Genomic DNA, 20341 nt, shown 5'->3' on the forward strand with positions numbered 1-20341 from the left:
CCGCCACGATCTCGGCTGTTATAGCTCTACCATTCCCTGAGGCACGCATTCTCGTTGATACAGATACTCGAGAATTTCCTTTCTATACTGCAGACTCCCGGCGTGGGTCGCCAGTTTGAGCCGGTCCCGCGGTCGCAAAGTATCAATCTCCCAAATCCGGCCGATTCGCGCAGCCGGTCCGTTCGAGAGCGCGACAATTCGATCGCTCAGGAAGATCGCTTCGTCTATGTCGTGCGTGACCATTACAACGGTGGTCGGGGTCTTTTCCACGATGCGAACCAGTTCGTCCTGAAGGCTCGACTTGGTCAGCGCATCGAGCGCGCCGAACGGCTCGTCCAACAGCAGCACCTTAGGCTCGACCGCAAAAGCGCGAGCGATGCCCACCCGCTGCTTCATTCCACCTGACACCTCGAATGGGTATTTGTTGATGGCGTGCTCCAGGTGAACAAGCTTCAGCGCCTGCTCTGAGCGATCCTTCAATTCGGATGCCGCGGCACCCTTGAAGGCCTGTTTGACCGCAAGGCGAACATTTTCGTAGCAAGTCATCCAAGGCAATAGAGCATGGCTCTGGAAGACCATTGCGCGCTCCGGCCCCGGGCCAGAAATCGTCGTCCCGGCGCAGCGTATTGCACCCTTTGTAGGCGCCAGAAGGCCAGCAACAATGTTTAGCAACGTGCTCTTGCCGCAGCCTGAATGGCCGATCAAGCAGACAAACTCGCTGTCTTCGATAGCGAGCGAGATTCTATCCAGCGCAAGAAGCCCCTTGCCAGAACGGTCAACAAACGACATTGACACATCGTTGATCTCGAGATCCGCCATCGTCCTATTCCCGGAAGCTGAGGCTTTCGCCTATTCGCTTGAGCAAAATATCTAGCGCCAATCCAATACCGCCGACCAGGACGATGGCGACGATCATGCTCGCGATCTGGAGATTATTCCATTCGTTCCAGATGAAGTACCCGATGCCGCTCTGTGCGCCGACCATCTCGGCAGCCACGATGACGAACCAGGCGATACCGATCGAGATCCTCATTCCCGACAGGATCATAGGCACACTGGCGGGAAAGACGACGCGCGTGACATGCTCTAATCGTGGAAGACCGAATACGCGCGAGACGTTCAGCCATTCAGCCCGCACGGAAGCTGTCCCGGTCGCCGTGCTGATCAACATCGGCCAGACCGCACAGATGAAGATGATGAAGATCGTCGAGACGGTGCTGTCACGGAACGTATAGAGCGCCAGCGGCATCCACGCGAGTGGCGATACCGGCCGCAGGATCTGAATGAAAGGATCCAACGCGCGATGGCAAGCAGGCCATAGACCGAGCAGGAAGCCTAGGGGCACCGCGACGAGTAAGGCCAGCGTGAAGCCCAGTGCTACGCGGCCCATGGAATAGGCCAGATGCCATGCGATGCCCAGATTGTTGGGATTGTCGTGATCGAAGGCGTGTGTGATCAGATCCCGGCCGCGGAGCGCGACGATCCACGGTGAGGGGATCGCACCGGCCTGCTGACCCGGCGCGCTCTGGCCGGCAAGGCGGGCATATTCGGCATCGGCAGCGCTAACACCTCCCGACGAACCCGCGGTGAACCAGCCCCAGACGCTTACAAATACGATGAAGATCGCGACCGAGGATACCCAGGGCTGCTGCAGCCGGCGTGACACCTCCATCAGCCCCCCTTCCGGACCGAAGCCAGGTAGTCCTGCGGCTTATTGGAATCGAATTCGTTCCCGAGAATCCTTTCGGTGCCGAAGCCGACCGCTGGCGGCGTCACGCCCTGCTCGCGCATGATCCGAGCGGCATCGGTCGCCAGCATCACCTTTTCGGCGAGCACCTTATAGTCGACATCCTCCTTTAGCATGTTCCAGCGCCGGAGCTGGGTCATCAGCCAAACTGCTGCCGAATATTGCGGAAACGGCTGATAATCAACCCGCCGCGGATCTTTCCGGATTGTGCCAAGGCCGTCGGCATACGTGCCGCTCAAAACCTGCTCGAGGACAATTTCGGGAGCATTGAGATATTGCGGCTCTGACAGCACCTTCGCCATGCCGACCCGGTTCTCCGGCTTCGAGACATGAAGACTGGACGCGATGATGGCGCGGTAGAACGCCATGAATGTGTTGGGATTTTGCTGGATCCAGCTTTCCGCGGCGGTGACAGAGCAACAAGGATGTCCATCCCAGATATCCTTCGAGATCAGATGAATGAAGCCAGCGCCTTCGTAGACCGCGCGCTGACCGCCCGGCTCTCCGCCGAAAAAACCATCGATACTTCCGACGCGAAGGCTCGCCACGTATTCGGTCGGAGGTACGATGCGGTATTTGACATCTTGGTCCGGATCGAGCCCGGCGGCAGCCAAATAGTTGCGCAGCTGCAGGGTCTGGTGACTTTGCTCGAACGGGACCGCGAATGTGAAGCCCTTCCAGTTCTTGGGATCCCGATTGTCCTTGTGCTTGTTGGCCAGGACGAGGGAGTTGCCGTTCTGGTTCAAGATGGTCAGCACCTTGATCGACTGGACGTTCCCGCCGAGGCCGGCTGTCATCGTCAGGGGGACCGGCATCACCTGCTGCGAGACGTCCAGCTCGCCGTTGAGCATCTTGTCGCGGATCAGCGCGATACCGGCGATCTTCTGCAGACTGACATCCAGACCTTCCTTGCGGTAGCTGCCGAGCCTTTCGCCGTAGATCAGCGGAACGGCGCAGGTGATCGGGAGGAAACCAACAGCCAGCTTGGTTTTCTCGAGAGGCCTTCGCTCCTGGGCAATTGCCTTCAAGGTGTCGATTGGCAGGATGCTGGAGAGAGCGCCGATGATCACGCCAGCGCCAACGGTGCGAAGCAGTTCCCGCCGCAAAACTGGCTGCGGGAAAAGGCCATGCAGAAGTGCCTGCTGGACGCTTTCGGACACGGCCTCTTCGACAGTCGGCTGCGCGGGAGCATGCGCTCCGCAACTGCACAGGCTGCCGATGAAACGATGGTGATGTGAGGCGTCGCGCATTTCTGTCCCCCTGGTCAAAATGTCCGGCTCAGAATCGTAACATTGACGCTCGAAGGGCCAACGGCGAAATTGTGCAGGAGCATCTGCAGTTCCGCGCATGCCATTCGGAATTCCCAGCTCTGGTTCACTCCGCCGATTGCGGCATCGTCCTTGAGCGCCCGAACAGGATGCGATGCTGCATCTCGTCGAAGCGGCCATCCGCGTTCGTTTCCCGCGTTAACAACGACACCGCGATCGCCACGGCAAACGACAGCGGCATGCTGATGATGGCCGGGTTACGCAGCGAGACGAACCACCAGGCGCCGCTCACCTGGGCCAGCGGCTTACCGAGCACGTCGACCTGGATGGTCGGTGACAGCGCAATGAGCACCAGCGAGCTTAGCGTGCCGATCATGATGCTAGCGACGGCCGCTGGCGTCGTGAAGCGACGCCAGATGATAGCGAGGACCAGTGATGGAAAATTGGCGGCACAGGCGATGGAGAAGGCGAGCCCGGCCATGAAGGCCACGTTCTGGCCTTCGAAGGTGATGCCGAGCACGATTGCCAGCACCGAGATGGCAACGGTGGCGATCCGCGCCACTTTGAGCTGCTCAGCCTCCGATGCCGTACCGTGGCGAACGACGTTGGTCCAGACATCATGGCACAACGTAGCCACACCGGAAAGCGTCAGGCCTGCCACCACCGCCAGCATGGTGGCAAACGCAACTGCGCAGATAAAACCGAAGAAGGCGTCGCCGCCGACTGTGAGGGCGAGCAGAGGTGCAGCCATGTTGCCGCCACCGCCGGCTTTCATCACCGCCTCCGGGCCGACCAGCACCATGGCCCCAAAGCCGATGATGAACACCATCAGGTGGAAGAAGCCGATCAGCCCGGTGGCATAAAGTATCGATAGTCGCGCGGCCTTGGAGTCCCGAACCGTGTATACCCGCATCAGGACGTGCGGCATCGCCGCGGTGCCGAACATCAGCCCGAGGCCGAGTGAGATCGCGTCCCATTGCCCCGAAACCACCTTCGAACCTGGCTGCAGCACTCTTGTGCCGTACTTCTCCGCCGCTGCGGCGAACAGCTTGAGCGGGTTCATTTCGAAATGCATCAGGACCAGGACTGCCAGGATCACTCCGCCGGCGAGCAGCAGCGCCGCCTTCACCACCTGCACCCAGGTGGTGGCGAGCATGCCGCCGAACAGCACATAGATGAGCATGGCAGCACCGACCAAAGCCACCGACCAAGTGTAGGGCAGGCCGAACAGCAACTTGATCAACGATCCGGTCGCGACCATCTGGGCGATCAGGTAGAACAGGATCACCGCCAGCGTACCGACCGCCGCGGCGAGCCGCACCGGCTTTTGGCTGAGCCGATAGGCGACCACGTCCGCGAACGTGAATTTCCCGACATTGCGCAGTGGCTCGACAATCAGAATGAGGATGATCGGCCAGCCGACCAGCCATCCAATCGAGTAGACCATGCCATCGAAGCCATTCGAGGTGACAATGCCGGCAATGCCGAGCAGCGCGGCCGCGCTGAGGAAGTCGCCAGCGAGCGCCCAGCCATTCTGCCATGCAGTGATCTCGCCGCCCGCGGCAAAGAAGTGCTCCGTGGTACGGGTGCGCCGCGCCGCCCAGTAAGTAATCAGGAGCGTCAGGACCATAAATGCGAAGAAGAAGCCGATCGAGAGCGAGTTGTTGGCCATCGCGAGGTCCTATCGTTCGAGGTCACGAAGGCTGGCATCAAATACCCGGTTCGCCCACAGCACATAGATGAGGCAGAGCAGGAACGATGAAACGATGACGAGAGGGCCGAGCACGATGCAAAGCGAGAGCCCGGGCGCAAGCACAGTGCCCAAAAGCGGCTTGTCGAATGCGAACAATGCCATGAAGCCGAAATAGATCGTGATCATCGTCGCACAAAGCAGCAGCGCGATCCGAAGGCGCCTGCTCGCAAGCGTGACAGAACGAGGCGCGACGCCGGAATTGACGGAAGTCTGCGCGTCCATCCACCCTCCCAGAAGGTCTTGATATCCACTACCGGCCAGCTTCCGCCGAGCCGCAAGCGTCGGGAACCACGAAACTTTGCAATGTACTGTGCAGATTTGCGGCCTCGTCGAAGGCGATGCTGTGTCGTCTCGACGGTCGCGGCGACAACAACCATGCCGGCAATGACGGCGCGCCTGCGACGGCATTGATCCTTGCATGCAAGGATTACGTTGGCGGCGCGGGCTTGGGCAGGCGTGAGGGCGGCACCACGATGGGTGGCGTGAGTCCGAGCTGCGGACATGCAGTCAAACCGGAAACCTCGCAGAATAGCGGGCGCGACCTCCATCGGTACCGGAAGTACAAGAGGAGTTCTATCGGGGTTCTCGCGCAGCGCGTCACACTGCCGATCTACTCGACTTTCCAGGCCCTGCACCGCGTCCGCGGTCGATTTGTCGGTCAGCGCACCCGTCCATCAAACAGACCCGTGCGTTCCTCCTGGAGCGAGGCATGGTGTGCGACAAAGCCTACATTCCCTGTTCGAGTTGCCCGGTATCTTGGCAATTAGCGCCAATGTTTTTCGCCTTGCATGTTGCGCATCATCGAGGGTTTAGCGGAAGACTCGCATCGACTGGATGGGCGTATCGAGGGACTATCGAGCGAGATCGAAACGCTGGCCAGTCAAGACCGGGCCTGCCAGCGAGCCGAGCTAAGCGGACCCCACCAGCATGACGAACACGCTTGCTCATCCCGATGTCACCGGCGACGGCCTCTCTCTTGCGGTCAGGGTCGGAGCCGCGATTGACAAGGATGTGGCCTCTGCCGGCTTCTGGACGCCCGGGTCGGTCTTCAAGAGCGGCAGCGCCTCGCAGGTCGTGCCGTGCGGTTGGCTGGACCGCGGTCGTGCCGGGGCATCGCAGCGCGTCTGAATGCCAAGAGAATTCGTCGTCTTCAGCGTAAAATCAGCCCTATCTGAACGTCATGAAAATGATGGCGAATTTGAAAACCGGAACGTCGGCAGATCACCGGCGCCATGACAGGTTCCATCCCGGACTGACCTGGTCCGCTACTGGAATCGTGGGCCGGGTTCTCTGTCCAAAGTGAACCATTTTCATGATTAATCCGTTGAGAGACTGTTTTTCACGTGGTATGATGGAATTTCGAAATCCAAGCCCTCAGTGACTAAAATTCGAGGACGGGAAATGTTTTTCAGAGGAATGTAAGTGAGCGCAGAATTTTCAGGATCGGTGAATGTTTTTCACGATAGGCGATTGCCTGAGCCCGCTGTCCCCGCGGGTTATGCCGCGCTCATCGACACTTACAAGCTGGCCGTGCCGGTCCCCCGCACCCTTTCGGCCATCGGAGCCCGGCACCGCATCATTGAACAGGATGGTTGGCGGATCTACACGCCTCGCCATGCTCCCCAGGCCTCGCTTGAGGGACACCTGACTTTTGCCCTCAAGAACGAAGGAGTCGATCTTTCCGTCCTGAAGCGACTTTTCCGCGTCGTCAATGAGGGTGATATCGCGGAGCTTGTCCGGCAGAAGCCGACCGGAATTTACACACGCCGCATCTGGTTTCTGTACGAGTGGTTGCTTGGCCGCGAGCTGAATCTGTCGCTTACAGACAAGGTCTCATATGTAGACGCCATCGATACCGACCTCCAGTTCGGAGGGATTGGCACGAATTCCGCCCGGCATCGCGTTCGCAACAATCTTCCCGGCACCCCGGAATTTTGTCCGCTCGTTTTCAAGACGGCCGCGCTGAACCAATTTCTCGCGCAGAACTGGAAGGAGCGCGCGCGCGCTGTCGTCAGCGAAGTCCCGAAGGATTTGCTCGCGCGGACCGCCGCCTTTCTGCTGCTGAAAGATTCAAAGTCCAGTTACATCATCGAAGGCGAAAGGCCGCCTCAGGGTCGCATTCAAAGATGGGGACGCGCCATCGGCGAGGCTGGACGCGCGCCGCTCGATGAGCAGGAGTTTTTGCGCCTGCAAGGCATCGTCATCGGAGACGAGCGTTTCGTGAAGCTCGGGGTCCGGCAGGAAGGCGGCTTCGTCGGAGAGCATGACCGCGATACACAGCGCCCTATCCCGGACCATATCAGCGCGAGGCATGAAGACATCGCCTCTCTTATGGCAGGATTGATCGCATTCGACCTCGCCGCCGAGAACGAGCTCGATCCCATTATCGCGGCGGCGGTGCTCGCCTTCGGCTTTGTTTATATCCATCCATTCGAGGACGGCAACGGACGCATCCATCGATATCTGATGCATCATGTCCTCGCGCGGCGCGGATTTAATCCGGCCGGGGTCCATTTTCCAGTGTCGTCGGCGATTCTAGACCGGATCGCCGAGTACAAAAGCGTGCTGGAAAGCTATTCCAGCAGGCTACTTCCGTGCGTACAATGGGAAGCGACCCCAAAGAATAATGTGAAGGTTTTGAACGACACCGGGGATTTTTACCGCTTCTTCGACGCGACCCCGCATGCGGAATTTCTGTACGAATGTGTACGCCAGACGATTGAGCTGGACCTTCCGAATGAGACGAGCTTCCTGCGCAACTTCGATATGTTCCGATCCGGAGTCGAAAACATCATCGACATGCCCGAGCGAACGCTCAACAACCTGTTTGGCTTTCTGCGACAGAATCAAGGAAGACTTTCAAAGCGGGCACGAGAGAACGAATTCGCCGAGCTCACTCAAGATGAAGTTGTGAAACTTGAGCAATTGTACGCGGACTCATTCGGTCGAAGCGGAGCCTTAAGTGACTAACGGCGCGTCTTGCGCAGAGACAGGAAGCCCATTCTTTCCAGCGGTGGTGCGGGTCGTGTCCACGGTTGTGGTGTAGCTCGGTAGCGCAAAGCCACCCTGTCGTGCGCCTCTAATAGCGCCGTAGCAGGCGGGCGCCATTGCGCTGGCCACCGGAAATTCTCCGGTAGGATCGGGTTGCGACACGCCAACGGCAACAACGCAACCAGAGGAACCACCGATGATCGACGACATAATGCGAGCAGGCGCGACATTGCCGGGGCGCGGCCGATTTGGACCACGAGCAGGCGCTATGGCCTCGATTGGGCTTTGGCTGTGTCGGTTGTATTCGGACGGCTGCTTCGCCACTCAAAACGAGCAAGAAACAACAGCAATTGGCGTCTCCCGGCGACGGCCTATGCGGAAGCCCGATTGACCGACCCGCGTACCCGCTTCAAACCGTGACGTGGCGAGAAAGCTCGGGCGAGACTCACGAAATCCTCGGCCGGCATAGGCCGTCCGAACAAATAGCCCTGGTAACTGAGCTGTCCATGTCGCGCCAGGAACGCATATTGCTCCTCCGTTTCGACGCCTTCGGCAATGACTGAAAGGCCGAGGCTTCTGCTAAGCGCTATGATCATCTGGGCTATCGCGGCGTCGTTAGAGTCAACCAGAACGTCCTTGACGAAGCTGCGATCGATCTTGAGCTGGTCAAGCGGCAAACGCTTCAGATACGAAAGCGCTGAATAGCCGGTTCCGAAATCATCGAGGCTGAAACCGATGCCAATCGCTTTCAATTTGCCCATCTTGGCGATCACATCGTCGACGTTGCTGACTAATGTGCTTTCAGTGAGTTCGATTTTGAGGCGATGGGGATTGGCGCCGGTTTGCTCAATGATCGCGCGGACCTCTTCGACAAAATTCTTCTGACGCATCTGCAGGGCGCTGACATTGATCGCGATGGTCAGGCGTTCGGTCGCCGGATCGCTTGACCAGCGAGCCAGCTGACGGCACGCGGTCTTCAACATCAAGGCGCCGAGCGGAAGGATGAGGCCGGTGCTTTCTGCGACCGGGATGAATTCGCTAGGAGAAATCATCCCTTTATGCGCATGCGGCCAGCGCGCCAGCGCTTCTGCCCCCAGCAGCCTTCCTTCGTGATCGACCTGCGGCTGGTAATGCAGCAAAAGCCGTTCCTTCTTAAGGTCTTCTCGTAGATCGGTCTCGAGGGCAGCGCGGGCCGTAATCATAGTCTGCATGGCCGGGTCGAAAAACCGCAGGCCATTTCGCCCCGCCGTTTTCGCATCGTACATTGCCAGATCGGCTCTCTTGAGCAACTCGTCAACGTTGCACTCATCAGTCGAAAACAAGGTCACGCCAACACTTGCGGTACAGGGATATTCATACGCATCGAGCTGGAAGACCTCGGTGAAGGCTGCGAGTATCTTTTCGCCTATCGCTTCCGCCTGTAAGGCTGCGACCTTTGCTTTCTGTGTACCCAGATTGGCGAGAAGAACGACAAATTCGTCGCCGCCAAAGCGGGCAACTGTGTCATCCGCCCTCACACAATGGGAGAGGCGCTGAGCCGCACATTTCAGCAGCATATCGCCCATGTGGTGACCCAGCGAGTCGTTCAGTGTCTTGAAATTGTCCAGATCAATGAACAGCAAAGCGCCGTAGGATTTGCTGCGGATATTCGCATTGACGGCCTGGCGCACGCGGTCGATTAGCAGGACGCGGTTCGGCAGACCTGTTAGCTGGTCAAAGAAAGCGAGTTCTTGGATCTTTTCCTCAGCGTGCTTCAGTTTAGAAATGTCATAATACGAGCCGATGTAGTTGGTGACCTCGCCCGCCTCGTTTTTCACAGCAGATATAGTCAGCCAGCGCGCACAGTTTTCGCCGCTCCTGGTCCTGAGACTCATATCACCTTGCCAGCCGCCAGTTGCTTGAACGGAACCCCACATACTGCGGTAGAATTCACCATCACGCCGATGAGACCGGAACAGTCTCGGGGTTTGTCCCACCAATTCTTCGATCGTATAGCCGGTTAAGCCCACGAAGGCGCGGTTGGCACTCAAGATTACGCCTTTGGTATCGGTGACGATCATGCCTTCCTGAGCATTGAAAGCAGCCGCGGCTATGCGCAATTCAGAGTTTGACTTGTCCAGAGCCTCTCTCTGTCGCTGCAGGTCGGCCTCAATGGCTTCGCGCCGCCTGATCTCTTGAGAGAGAGCGAGATTGTTTTCGGCCAACTCCGCTCGATGTCGATTGGACTCCACGAACTTGACTTGTAACCGCGCCGCATTTTGACGCATTCGCTCGAAGCCGATCGCCAGCATAAATAGCACGATGGCGAAGAGGCCAAGATAAAAAACGGAAACGGGTGAAAGCGTACGGCCGTATAGTTCATCCTCGCTGGCCAGCCGCAGGACGGAAAGTCGAGTGCCGGTAACTGGCGAGCGAAGTGCGAGATATCCTTTCAGTTCGGAAGCGCTGAGATTTGACAGCGGTTGTATGCGGCCAGACGAAATCTTGGCTAGCGAGGGGCCTTCGGTGACAACGGCCGAGTGCTCTCGCTCGATCGGGAGCAGCACCTGCCCATCGTCTCCCAGGAGGAATTCGCGCGGCTGGCCGAGGTCGTTGGTAGACACCAATGAGGAAAGTAGATTGAGACTGCTCACGGTCTCGACCGTTCCCCTTATCTTGCCCTTCTGGAGTATCGGTACGCTGACCACAATCAGGCGGCGCTTGTCGTCAATCTGAATATATGGTTCGGCCAGGGCGTTACGGCCCGGCGAAGCTGTCGTCGCGCTGGACGAGCCGACATCAACTTGCGCCACGCCGTTGCGATCGTAGAAAGCCAGCCGCAAATAGGCGGCTTGGCCCTGATATTTCTCCTCAACCATCGTCGCCTGAAAGCGGCGCTCGATTGCAGCCAAATTGGCGAAGAGGCCGTATTTGACGGACATTCCGAGATCGAGATTGCTGAAATAGTTGGAAATGTCCTCGCTGGCTGCAAGCCGTGCCGCGGCTTGCCGCCGTTCAGCTAAGAAATCGCTGACCTCCGCGGCGCGCGCTTCACCGAGCGACACCAGACGCGCATCGGCGTTTTGCCGCAACTCCACTTGCGACGTATAGAGATTGCCAATCAGATAAAACATCGACAGCAGAAACGCCGCTGCTGCTATCAAGAGCCAGCGTGGCGCTAACGATCGACTGAATCTAATCAGCGAAGATATCATTAATTCGTTTTCGCGAAATATTCCGGGAAAAATCGACGGATGCCTGGATAATATTTGTCCACCAGCCGGTCATAGAAGCCGGAGGCCTTGATCTCGCTCAAATACGCGTTGAATTCATTGCGCAAAGCTGGCGCGTCCTTCGGAAAGGCGGTTGCCAACGTTTGCTGCTCGGAGATCGGCCCCAGAATCTTGATTTTGCCCGCCCATTTGCGCAAATCCAGAATGGCATCCGGTACGTCGAGCAGTGTCAACTCGGCTTCTTTGTTGAGCATGGCCGGGACCATCTCGTTCAGGTTGGCGCTCTTGTTGTAAGCCTTTAAATCGATACCGACGTTGACCAAACCGTAATTGGATGGATCCAAGCAGGTGCGCTCCATCACGAGTACGCTCTTGGATCCGATCGCTTTCCGGGTGTTGACGATGTCTGCCGCAAGATCCGCGCCGTCCTGGATCGGCTGCAGATCAGACTCGGCTGGTGCCACCAAGAGAACCTGCGAAGGAAGGGTCGGCTCGGAATATAGAAGAATGGCCTCACGCCAGGGCAGCACGGTGAAGCCGCTCGATATCACATCGCCTTTGATGGGATAGTCACCGGCCAGCGTCACTTCGCCATTTTTGCGCACCACATCCTTGCCGAGCAGGTCGCGGATGACCGAATAAAAGTCTGAGTAGACAAGCTTGTAGGAGACGCCAATTCTTTTGGCGAAGCCCTGCATCAGCTCGACCTCCAAACCATCCCCCGCGCCGGTCACAAAGTTGGCGTAGCGGATGCCAAGATGGCGGATTTCGCCTCGCTGCTTGATCTCTGCAAGATCAGCTGCCCAGCCTGAAGTCGCGAATAGGAAGACCAAGGCGCCGCTCAGCGAGCCGCGGACAAAGCGTTTCAGGGACATGGAGGCGCTCTTTACCTTTGTGCCAGGAGAGGCGCCTGCAATCTATAGCTGTGAGTTTAAGAAAGGATGGCGAAATACAACAAAGTAGATTTCAGTTTTCGGAAAAACCAGTTTGTCGGTAAAGGATTGATTACAGACCAGGTGCTGAGTGCAACGGAAGATTGTTCGATCCGGGCGTGCCTTTCAGTTTCTTGAGGTCGTTCAGCACCGAGCGCCACGGACCCATCGCGCTCAACAGCGTGCTTAAGCATAATATGGTCAAGTATCCGGAAAACTGCTGCCAATGCGGCGTTTCGCCGGACAATAAGTGATGCCCTTGCTGCCCTATTTGCGCATAGAACAGGACCAGCGGCGCGCCGCCCAACATGCTGGTCGTCAGGTACTGAAGAGGGGTGACGTCAAGCATCGCGGCAATGAAATTCACCAGTGGTGCGGGCACCAGCGGCGAGAGGCGTAGTCCGAGCAAGGTCAACCAGAGTCTCACAGCCGATTGCTGACATAATGAAGCGCTGGGACGTTGAATGTGCTTTCGATAGAAGAGAAACGCGCTCAAACCGCCAAAGGCACTGCCGAGCAGCACGGTGGCGCCTCCCTCCAACCCATCCATGTAAAAACCGGCGGCCAGGCAAATCATTGGCATGGAGGGAAAGGACAGAAATGCAAGGACAGTGGATGTGACCAGAAACGCCACAGCGGTGCCGAGTGGATGCGCTTGGGCCATTGTTTCGAGCCCCGGAAACACCTGCCAAAAGGCCTCTCTCGAAATAGGTGATGCAAAATATGCCAGCGTCAGAAACATGACGATTGCCATATAGACGATCAATGGCTGGTAACCACGCATCGGCTATCCCAAGCTGGATAGAAGAGGCGGCATGTAATCAAAGCTGTTGTAAGTATTCCAGAAAAGAACCTTCTTGTTCTTGAGCGCCCCCGCTTTAGACATGGTGAGCAACGAGCGCCATGCTTTCAAAGTGAAGACTGGATCAAGGATGAGTCCGGCTTCCTCCAACTCGTTCGCCCACGCAACGTCGGCGGCTTCGACCAAGCCGTAGCCGGGCTGCCAGCTGGTGGAATCCGGCACGAATATCTCGTCTTGCATCAGGCGAAGTACATCAGGGGAGATGCCTGGAAAGCGGATTTGCTGCAGCCACTCAACCGTGCTGCGAGCGAGTTTGGCAACATTCCCCTCCACAAATGGCAAGGAGGGTTGCCGGTTGACAACCCATCGCGTCAGATATGATTTGTCCTGATCGGCCACTCCCACGACCTTGGTCTTCCATCCCATCAAATGGACGCCCAGGAGAAGGCCCAAGACCGTCGAGCCGCTGCCCATGGCGACAAAAATCACGTCGGGCGGTGCACTCCACGCCTGAGCGGCGCTAAGGAACTGCGCCAACTCGGCAATCGCATTCATATGTCCCAACACACTCAGATCGTTCGAACCGCCTGGGGGAACGAGCGAATCCGTATCCGGATGTAGCCAATTTCTCGCATATTCCTGGGAAGCTTCGCCCACCAATTCAATGTTGTTCTTGGCTATGGCAACGTCTTCAACCAGGCCTCGCAAAATCCCCAGCCGCGCCATGTCCGTGGTAGCTCCCGGCACCTCGAAAAGCACCAAGTCGAGGGCACAATTCAGCGGCTGTCCGTCACCAGTCAAATCGGCCAGACGATTGGCTAGGGCAAACTGCAGAGCATGATTGCTAGAGACCGCGCCAACCGTCCCTAAACGCTTGGAGCCGGACCACTTCAGATTCGGGAGCAGGAATTCGTACTTCCGCGCCTTGTTGCCAAAGACGGGATAACGCGCACTGCTCTCATTCATCACCAAAAGATCAGAGCAGTCTATTTGTCGCGTCACAGACGACGGCAACTGCAATAGCTGGTTGTTTCCCCTCAAGAAAATGGGTGTCCATGGAATGGCGGCGCGGCCGTCAGCCTGCCTCAGGAAAACCGAGTTACCGGGTTCGCCCCAGCGAACGTAATCGGCAAATGACTTATCGCCGGAGAGCGTGTTGCAGATGAAAGGACCGCCTGCGGCATCGGGATCCAGCAGGGAGGGAAAGAATCTGCCGAGCGCCAAGGATTGCGATTTCAACGCTGCGGTCGAGGGAGCCAAGCCGGCAAGATCAGCGGCTTGCGGGAGCGGCGACAACGGGAGGGGGCGACGTTGATGGGTGGCGACCGCGCTCAACGCGGCACCTCCGCTCAGCGCGGCACCGCCTAGGAGGGCCGCTTGCATGAAGTTCCGGCGAGAGAGGTTCATTGCCTGGATGCTACTCGGTGTAGCTTCAGGTTAACGCTTTTTTAACCCTATTCCAATCCGCATGCGCGCTCACGGGCGAAATACTGAAAGGTTTGCTTAACGCAGACGCGTTGAAGGCGTGCTCAGTATCAAATCTAGCTCAAACCAGCTTGGCAGTACGGCGATTAGCCCCGCCGTATTGTTGTTTTGGCGCAAGGGCTTCGCCCATCGGACCGCATCAAGAGATATACTCCGGGTCGGCCGGAAAGTGGATCAGAAGGGCCCTTTTTTGCTAGTGCGCGCGCACTTCCCGTCTGCGCCCCCATTGTATCCGGCGTTGGCGCCACTCGGCTGTTGCGCAATCTCCGCACGTCGTTGGTGTAGGCGCCGAAGCACGGCACGATCAGCTGGCGCCTTGGCCAGCACCGCGCCCGAACAATTGCGAACGAGAGTGGCTGACTCATAGTCGCGGTGAGAAACACCAGACCCAAGCGCTTTTCCGATCCGGAAGGCGTGTCCGGCCCGCGGCAAGCCAATGCCCGCGTGCCGGACGACTCCAACGAGGGGCGGTTGTGCTACGCTTGTACCGCTTGGAAGACGAGCCGCTGCCGAGCCGCCCGCCCGCAGTTGGGCCGACAGTCCGCTGAAGCCGACACGGTGACCGCGTCGACGTCGGATTGGCTCAGACACTCGAAATGAATCAGGCTCGCGGCCTGCGCCCCAGCGGAGCGCCTTTTGTGCGGATCAGTCGCTCTTCAAGCATATCCAGCCGATCCTGCCCCCAGAACCGTTCGCCTTTGAAGACATAGAACGGCGATCCAAAGACACCAGCTTCCAATGCGCGAGAGGTATTGGATACGTATTCCAGGCGGGCAGCACCTGCCGCCCCCTCCAACAGCGTCAAACCGTCATAACCGGCGCGATCCGCAGTTCTCAGCAGCGTGTCGCGGTCGGCGAGGTTCTCGTCCTCGACCCAAATCGCGCGCATCATTGCGTTCGCGAGACTGTCGACATTCAAGCCTTGGTTTTGCGCCGCAATTACCATGCAGGACGCAAGATCCACGTCGACAGGAAAATAGGAAGGCTCGATGTTGACGATCATCCCGAGCCGCTCGCTCCAACGCTTAAGCTCCTCGATTCGATAGTCGCGTCGCTGCCATGAACGCTTTTCAAGAACGATGCCGCCGCTTGCTGCATAGACATCCTGCATGCGCATTGGGATATAGTTGACACGAACTCCGTGACGCGCGGTTATCTGTGACAATCTGACCTGCCCTAAATAGGCCCAGTCCGACATCAGCCAGACATAGTAGTCGATGAATGGCGCATCTTGATCAAGCATAGCATCAGGCCTTCGGAAGGTGGTGGGCGTGGATTAGTCTCGGCTAATGACGATAAGGACGGTTGCGCGGGCGCCAACCCGCCGCACGTGGTGAACGAGGTGCCCCGGAAACTGCAGGAAATCTCCGGGGCCCATGACGACACTGCGGTCCGCGAACTTCACTTCGACGCGCCCCGTAATGACGTAGAGCGACTCCTCGCCGGAATGTTCTGCGTAGGTTGCCTCACTGAAGTGGGCCGGCGGCGTCATTAAGAAAGCTTCCGCCCGTCGGCCCGGCCCCGCTGGCGATAGGGATACAAAAGAGTATCCATGGACCGGATCCTCCTCCGGCTGCCGGTTCGCGGTACGAACCAGATGGATGTCCGAGTCCGCGACCTGTTCACCAAATAGCAGCGCCACGGGAATGTCCAAAGCACGAGAGAGCTTCATCACGGTTGCGATCGACGGTGCCTTGGCGTCTTTCTCGATCCGGGACAGGAAGCTTTTGTTCAGTCCCGTCGCGAGAGCCAGCTCGTCGAGTGTCATGTTCTTGTTGCGGCGCCAGGCACGCAAACGAGCGCCGATCCGTCCCGCCGGCAGCTGCTCTGAAACACTCGCTTCGAATTTGGTCGTCCGAATTGTCTTCTTGCTCATCATTCTTCATCACCGGACTGGCAGACCAGATTTCCACGATTTTTTGTCTCCCCAAGCATCGTGGCGACTGAATGTGCTTTGTCAATGAACGAAGAGCCAGCGCGGAGCGGTAGGCCTCGCCGCGCTCGTCATGAGCACACCTCGCCTTAGTCCGTTATAGCCGCGCCCTTTTCAATAGTGACGGAGTGATATATGGTTCCCTGCGGGCAACATGTTGTCCAAAGGACTACGCGTGGAAAAAATTGTCAAGGCAGCCGGGACCACTCAACTTCAACGGAGAAGAGATGACTGTCTATGAGAATGCATCAACGACAACCGCCGCAAAGCCGACCTCGAAGGGATGGGTTGTGGCCGCGACAGTGGTCGGAACAACCATCGAATGGTACGACTTTTTCATCTTCGGGACGGCCTCCGCCCTGGTCTTTAGCAAGCTGTTCTTCCCCAGCATTGATCCCGTCAGCGGCACGCTGGCTTCTTTCGCGACCTTTGCCGTTGGGCTCTTTGCGCGACCGCTAGGCGGACTCGTTTTCGGACATTTCGGAGATAGGATCGGCCGAAAGAGTATGCTTCTCCTCAGCCTCTTCCTGATGGGCATCCCGACTGTTTTGATTGGCCTGCTCCCCACCTACTCTCAGATCGGTATCTGGGCGGCCGTGCTGCTCGTCCTTCTTCGAATCTGCCAGGGAATTGCCGTGGGCGGCGAATGGGGCGGCGCGGTACTGATGGCCGTCGAGCATGCCGATGGCAACAAGCGGTCGCTATTCGGCAGCTTGCCGCAGGCAGGCACTCCAGCCGGATTAATCCTCGCGACCTTGGTATTCGCCCATATGAGCTCCTTCTCCGAGAGCGATTTTCTGGCTTGGGGATGGCGAGTGCCCTTCCTCGCGAGCATCGTCCTCATCCTGCTGGGAAGTTTTGTCCGATCGAAGGTTCCCGAGAGCCCGGTATTCTTGCAAGCCAAGAATGAAGGACAGACCGTGGCTATGCCGAGCGCTGAAGTCGTGAGCACGCATCTCCGCCCTCTTCTCCTGGCCGTGGGAGCGAAGCTGGCAGAGGTCACATTGTTCTATCTCGTCACGATCTTCATCCTTCAATATTCGACCGTCACCCTCGGTCTCTCGAGGGCTGAGGTATTGAATAGCATTCTCATTGCGGCAACCGTCGGACTGTTCGCAATTCCAATATATGGACATTTCGGCGACAAGATCGGCGCCCGCACGATTTACGGCGTCGGAGGCATTCTGCTCGCGCTGTTTGCCATTCCGTTATTTCTGATGGTCAACACCAAGGACCCCCTATTGATCCGCCTCGCTATCGTCGTCTCCCTAGGCCTTATCTATCCAACAATGTTCGGACTTCAGCCCGCGCTGTATTCGGCTCAATTCCCGCCCGGGGTTCGCTACAGTGGCATGTCGCTCGGCGTTCAGATCGCGGCTGCAATTGGCGGAGGCCTTGCCCCTATCATCGCAACCACGCTGCTGACCACGACGGGCAGCACGTTGGCCATCGGCTTCTATTTGGGAGGGCTGGCCCTGTTGGCTGCCGCTTGCGCCTTTTCGATGAAACCATCGAAATAGACGATACCAAAACACCGGAGCCTTCTCGCGAAATGCTGGCGCGTTGTTCTGCGCGCCAGCATTGCGGCACGCTCGTGCTATCCGGCTCGAGTGCGGCCTCTTTGTGCCGCACGATCGGCCAGCGATCCGCCTCGCCCGCAATCGGCCGTTGCGATCGCCCCGCGGCCTCTACTCAATCTCAACGGTCGCATCAACGACCGACGCTCCAGAGCTCGGTGCGGCTCGCAGGGGAAAGGATTGGCTGGACATAGACGCCTTCGGGCCGAGGTCGGCAGCTTGATCAGGGTCCCACCGCCCAGCGTCGTGGAATGGCGGGATGGTGATAGCCGGCGAAGGCGCGATCGTCTTCGGCTACGTGAATGCCCTGCCGATTTTCCACATGGCCGACATCGCGCTGATGATATCAGGATAGCGGCGCGGGGCCACCGCGCCCAGCATAGCGGACCCGAGAAGCACAGGCTCGGGTGAGGTTGTCGTTGCCGCGACTTGTCCAGTCGCATCGGCCAGAAGCTGAAGCGCCAACTCACTCTGGCCCGCACCGCCGCTGACGATAATCGTGTCGATTGGCCCGCCCTTCTCGTGCAGCGATCGCACAATTTGTCGGGTCCCGTAGCCAAGGCCGCACATCCTGGCGAGATACAAGGTGACTAGGCTGTCGAGCTCGTTTTCCCTCCCAAGGCGGCGATCAATCCTCGCGCGTCCGGATCCGCAAACGGCGATCAGCCCCGCGGCACGGCCGATGGCGGCAACACTTGGTTCGTATCACGGCATGCTTAGCATATGGCGTGTGCAGTAGCTGTTCCTGTTCAACGCCGCCTCGCAGATCGGAGCTAGGCGGGTAAAGCAAATCCGCACTTATCTCGCTTCGGAGAGCCGCATGCTAGACAGGTGAATGTAGCTCACCCATGCTTGCAAAGTTCTCATTTGTCGAAGAGTTCTGCGACAACGCAGACTAGCCCAAAAATCAGAGCTTGGTAGCGTTTTTGGGGGAGGATGCATGCTTCAAGGAAGCCAAATCGCGTTCATTCGGGAAGCCCAGTCTGGCTGATCCAGACCTGGCCGAAAGACGCCTGAGTGGCAATTCTCGCCATAGATGAATCGATTTACCCGCGACGTCGGAGTCCGTCCGTGCTCGCGCCGCGGGGCCATATCCGTACCTGCTGATCAGCTAAAACTCACATGAGAAGCGCTCCAAAGCAGCCCGGCGGTCTGCGGACGCCCAGAGGAGGAGGAAGAAGGGGATGAAGTTTAGGACATTTCTCGGCGCCGCCGCTGTCCTAGCGCTCGCTGGTGCCTCGGCGCCAGCCGCCGATAAGGATGCCGCCGACATCGCGGTCGAAGCCGCAAAGAAGTATGCGGGAACGACGATCAGCATCGTCTGGGAGGCCGGTCTTCAATCGTTAGACCCGCTGAACTATTCAGGCCCGAAATGGGAGAAGCTCACCGGGATCAAGGTCAAGGTGGTCGAAGTGCCCACCGACCAGATGTTCACCAAGATCATGCAGGATTTCAGATCGGGCGCCGGCGCCTATGACGCGCTGAACGTCATTCCGTCCTGGATGCCTGACCTTGCGCGCGCTGGCGCGCTCGAGGCTCTCGACAAGTATGTCGACAAGTTCGGCTATCGCGACGAGTTGCAGGACATCGCGACCGCGTATCGCGACAACCAGATGCAGTATGACGGGAAGATTTACGGCTTTCCGGACGACGGCGACGTGATGCTGCTTTACTACCGCAAAGACATCTTCGAGGATCCGAAGATGAAGGAAGAGTTCAAGGCCAAGTTCGGCTACGAACTCGCGCCGCCAAAGGACTGGAAGCAGTTCGACGAGATCGGCCAGTTCATCACCGACAAGATGGCGCCCAAGGTATACGGTGCCGGCTTCTTCCGCACAGCGCCCTATCCGCAATACATGTTTCAGGAACGCTTCCGCATGGAAGGCGGCAAGTTCTTCAATGCCGACACCTTGAAGGCGACGGTGAATAGTGACATCGGCCTCAAGGTGTTCAAACAAATGCTGGCGGAAAACAAGTTCATGCCGCCGGGCGTTGAGCAGTGGAATTTCGTCGACAATCTCGCCGCGTTCCTCCAGGGCACCACCGCGATGACGATCTCCTGGCCGCCCTATGGACGGTGGGCCGCTGGCTACGGTTCGGGCGAGGAAGCGTTGAAATGGGTGCCCAAATCGCAAGTCGCTGGCAAGGTCGGCTACGCACTCACGCCTCTCGGCCGTCCGGAGCTCGGCGTCGGTTTCGACTTGTCGGTGTCGGCGACCAGCAAGAACAAGGAGGCCGCCTATCTCTTCATTCAATGGCTGAACAGCAAGAAGACCAGCCTCGAGCGCGTCCAGCTCCCCTATACGCTGCGCGATCCGTTCCGGCTGTCGCACTACGCGAGCGAAAAATACCGTGCGCTCTGGCCCGACGCTCCCGCCTATCTCGATACGATCAAGACTTCCGGCGAGAAGGGCCTGCTTGATCTCTCCCTGCTGCAACAGGACAAGTACGACGAAGCAGTGACCAAGGCGATCTCCAGCCTCTGGGCGGGCGAAGATCCCAAGGCTATCCTCGATCGCCTGGCGCAACAATTCGACGCCATCACCGAGAAGGTCGGCAACGACAATCAAAAAGCGGTCTACAAGGTCTGGGCGGCAAAGCCCGGCGCTTATCCCCAATAGCTGCCTTGGACACCGCACGG

General features: G+C 58.2%; 15 protein-coding genes and 1 pseudogene. 4 read left to right on the forward strand and 12 right to left on the reverse strand.

Features of this window, described 5'->3' with window-relative positions; all coding sequences use genetic code 11:
• Positions 1-18: 18 nt before the first annotated feature.
• From IVB24_RS39270 to IVB24_RS39290, 5 genes are all read right to left on the reverse strand, one after another.
• Positions 19-789, reverse strand: coding sequence for an ABC transporter ATP-binding protein (locus IVB24_RS39270; RefSeq protein WP_247768017.1), 771 nt, complete (start codon positions 787-789; stop codon positions 19-21).
• Positions 790-823: 34 nt separating this feature from the next.
• Complete coding sequence (locus IVB24_RS39275; RefSeq protein ID WP_018458425.1) at positions 824-1672, reverse strand: ABC transporter permease; 849 nt, start codon at positions 1670-1672, stop codon at positions 824-826.
• Positions 1672-2997 (reverse strand): CmpA/NrtA family ABC transporter substrate-binding protein, encoded by a 1326-nt coding sequence (locus IVB24_RS39280; protein ID WP_247774304.1) that lies wholly within the window; start codon positions 2995-2997, stop codon positions 1672-1674. Before IVB24_RS39280 ends, IVB24_RS39275 begins: the two co-directional genes overlap by 1 nt.
• A 124-nt stretch (positions 2998-3121) precedes the next feature.
• Positions 3122-4687, reverse strand: a complete 1566-nt coding sequence (locus IVB24_RS39285) for a cation acetate symporter (protein ID WP_247774305.1) — start codon at positions 4685-4687, stop codon at positions 3122-3124.
• Between the two features lie 9 nt (positions 4688-4696).
• A complete protein-coding gene (locus IVB24_RS39290; RefSeq protein WP_247299963.1) occupies positions 4697-4990 on the reverse strand; it encodes a DUF485 domain-containing protein in 294 nt (97 codons plus the stop codon).
• Between the two features lie 705 nt (positions 4991-5695).
• Here IVB24_RS39290 and IVB24_RS39295 point away from each other — a divergent pair.
• Positions 5696-5896, forward strand: a complete 201-nt coding sequence (locus IVB24_RS39295; RefSeq protein ID WP_247774306.1) for a hypothetical protein — start codon at positions 5696-5698, stop codon at positions 5894-5896.
• A gap of 294 nt (positions 5897-6190) precedes the next feature.
• On the forward strand, positions 6191-7738 hold the full coding sequence (locus tag IVB24_RS39300) for a Fic family protein (RefSeq protein ID WP_247774307.1): 1548 nt from the start codon (positions 6191-6193) through the stop codon (positions 7736-7738).
• A gap of 392 nt (positions 7739-8130) precedes the next feature.
• On the opposite strand, the gene IVB24_RS39305 is transcribed toward IVB24_RS39300, so the two are convergent.
• The 6 genes from IVB24_RS39305 to IVB24_RS39330 form a co-directional block, all read right to left on the reverse strand.
• Complete coding sequence (locus tag IVB24_RS39305) at positions 8131-10872, reverse strand: EAL domain-containing protein (protein ID WP_247774308.1); 2742 nt, start codon at positions 10870-10872, stop codon at positions 8131-8133.
• A gap of 80 nt (positions 10873-10952) precedes the next feature.
• Positions 10953-11846, reverse strand: a complete 894-nt coding sequence (locus tag IVB24_RS39310) for a transporter substrate-binding domain-containing protein (RefSeq protein ID WP_247403176.1) — start codon at positions 11844-11846, stop codon at positions 10953-10955.
• A 130-nt stretch (positions 11847-11976) separates the two neighbouring features.
• Positions 11977-12687, reverse strand: a complete 711-nt coding sequence (locus IVB24_RS39315) for a VTT domain-containing protein (protein WP_247403179.1) — start codon at positions 12685-12687, stop codon at positions 11977-11979.
• A gap of 3 nt (positions 12688-12690) precedes the next feature.
• Complete coding sequence (locus tag IVB24_RS39320; protein WP_247774309.1) at positions 12691-14040, reverse strand: pyridoxal-phosphate dependent enzyme; 1350 nt, start codon at positions 14038-14040, stop codon at positions 12691-12693.
• A 751-nt stretch (positions 14041-14791) separates the two neighbouring features.
• Positions 14792-15433 (reverse strand): 2-hydroxychromene-2-carboxylate isomerase, encoded by a 642-nt coding sequence (locus tag IVB24_RS39325; protein ID WP_247377031.1) that lies wholly within the window; start codon positions 15431-15433, stop codon positions 14792-14794.
• 33 nt (positions 15434-15466) lie between these two features.
• Entirely contained in the window at positions 15467-16069 is a 603-nt protein-coding gene (locus IVB24_RS39330; protein ID WP_247285523.1) for an XRE family transcriptional regulator, read from the reverse strand.
• 281 nt (positions 16070-16350) lie between these two features.
• On the opposite strand from IVB24_RS39330, the gene IVB24_RS39335 reads away from it, so the two are divergent.
• On the forward strand, positions 16351-17643 hold the full coding sequence (locus tag IVB24_RS39335; protein ID WP_247774310.1) for an MFS transporter: 1293 nt from the start codon (positions 16351-16353) through the stop codon (positions 17641-17643).
• 366 nt (positions 17644-18009) lie between these two features.
• Here IVB24_RS39335 and IVB24_RS39340 read toward each other — a convergent pair.
• Positions 18010-18362, reverse strand: a pseudogene (locus tag IVB24_RS39340) (FGGY-family carbohydrate kinase); the annotation flags it as partial.
• Between the two features lie 522 nt (positions 18363-18884).
• Here IVB24_RS39340 and IVB24_RS39345 point away from each other — a divergent pair.
• Positions 18885-20321: a sugar ABC transporter substrate-binding protein gene (locus tag IVB24_RS39345; RefSeq protein ID WP_247403189.1), complete on the forward strand. Its 1437-nt coding sequence runs from the start codon at positions 18885-18887 to the stop codon at positions 20319-20321.
• The last annotated feature ends 20 nt before the right edge of the window (positions 20322-20341 follow it).

The organism is Bradyrhizobium sp. 192 (assembly GCF_023100965.1).
GTDB lineage: Bacteria > Pseudomonadota > Alphaproteobacteria > Rhizobiales > Xanthobacteraceae > Bradyrhizobium > Bradyrhizobium symbiodeficiens.